Annotated in this window: 1 protein-coding gene; it reads right to left on the bottom strand. The window is 40.1% G+C overall.

What is annotated here, in order from left to right:
* Positions 1–153: 153 nt before the first annotated feature.
* A partial coding sequence (locus H8S00_RS13680; protein ID WP_243169605.1) for an IS30 family transposase occupies positions 154–1,173 on the bottom strand: 1,020 nt, incomplete at its 5' end.

The raw sequence follows: 1,173 nt of genomic DNA on the forward strand, positions 1-1,173 counted from the left end.
AATAAGTGTTAAAATTTAAGTACATTTTTCTTTAAATCTGAAAATCAGGGCATAGAAAACAGACCTCTGGAATTCTTGTGTGAAAGATTAAATTCCACAGGTCGGTGTGAGAAATGTGAAATTTGTGGCTCTGATGACGGATTTATAAAAATGTTATTTTAGCAGCTTTGGTGTGAGGATTACATCATCAGGTGGGATGTATTTAAGCTGCAGGGCCCGGAGAATCTCCGGGCCAAATTTTTCCAGTGATGCCTGATATGGTGTTTTACCATTCAATCCTTCCCTCACATATGAATTGATGTGATCAACACATTTTTTAATGTCCCATTGTGTAAGATGCGTGAAAACAGTTCCTTTGGGAATAATCATTCTCAACAGGGTATGTGCCTCCTCAATGCCACCCTTCTGATTACTTCTCATGGGATCACAGTAATAAATACTCATACGTTCAATGCCGTTAATACCCGTTTCAAGTGATATCGGGTCGCCGAATTCACTGCCACGGTCAGTCAGACAGGTATTGAAAACGGATAGAAAGTCATATGTGCCAAGAGCCCTCTCCAATTCATTAACGGCAGCCTTAACAGCTCCTTCAGTACAACGGTTTAGAAGTCTGGCAATAAACAGTTGTGTTTCAGGGATGTAAAAAGTCAGAATACATTTATTGGAACCCTTAGCCGAAATGACAGTATCCATTTCACAGAAATAATCAGGATTCAGCAACTTAAAATTAGCATAGGTTCTTCCAATGAAAACTTCCCTGTTTCTGATTGAAGGTTTGGAATCGTCTTTTCGTAACCTAAACTTTACCTTACGTTTTAAATCAATGTTTCTGGTAAGAAGGACACCCTGTTCAATGTAGTTGTAAAGTGTTTTCACACTGATGCCCAGTTCCGGATGGTTGGTGACAATTACATATGGAGATTGTCCCTGTTCTATCAGAGGTGCAACCACAGAATTCATTTGAAGTGCCTGGTGCTTTGTGATATTTACACCATTTCTTGAAGAAGTACGGAGTTCTTCATAGTTACGCTGTGCAAAAACAGCATCATAGCGGTATTTATGAGGAACATTACACCGATGAAGTGGTTTATCACAGCCATTGCACACATAGGGAGCCCTGTCCAAACGGGAGCAGCACTCCTTCACAAAAGATTTGCACACCTGATTGCA

This window comes from Eubacterium segne, assembly GCF_014287775.1.
Lineage (GTDB): Bacteria > Bacillota > Clostridia > Lachnospirales > Lachnospiraceae > Eubacterium_G > Eubacterium_G segne.